Source organism: Psychrobacter sp. TB20-MNA-CIBAN-0197 (assembly GCF_040309765.1).
Taxonomy (GTDB): Bacteria; Pseudomonadota; Gammaproteobacteria; order Pseudomonadales; family Moraxellaceae; genus Psychrobacter; species Psychrobacter submarinus.
Genome location: NZ_JBEOPC010001018.1, coordinates 1 through 254, shown reverse-complemented (window position 1 = coordinate 254; position 254 = coordinate 1). Strand labels below are relative to the sequence as shown.

1 protein-coding gene is annotated in these 254 nt (G+C 49.2%); it reads left to right on the top strand.

Annotation, left to right across the window (positions count from 1 at the left end; all coding sequences use genetic code 11):
- Positions 1-209, top strand: a 209-nt coding sequence (locus AAEY83_RS16975) for a hypothetical protein (protein ID WP_351060990.1), incomplete at its 5' end; no start/stop codon positions are given.
- Between the last annotated feature and the right edge of the window lie 45 nt (positions 210-254).

Genomic DNA, 254 nt, shown 5'->3' with positions numbered 1-254 from the left:
TTATTGATCAGCGCATTTTCCCGGCTCCCGCCAAACCATTGTCCCAGAGCCTCGGCCGCAGCCGGGCGAGTTTACCTGACGCCCGCACCCTCGAGCGGCGTGCAGCATGCCAAATTCAAAAAAAAATAGAAGTAGGACACTTCCGAAAATTATCGGGTTCCATCGAGATGTTGCAGCGACAACGATCAATGCAAAAAGTGCCACTATAATGATGGCATTTCATTATTCTGAAACTTTACTTCCCCGGCAAATAC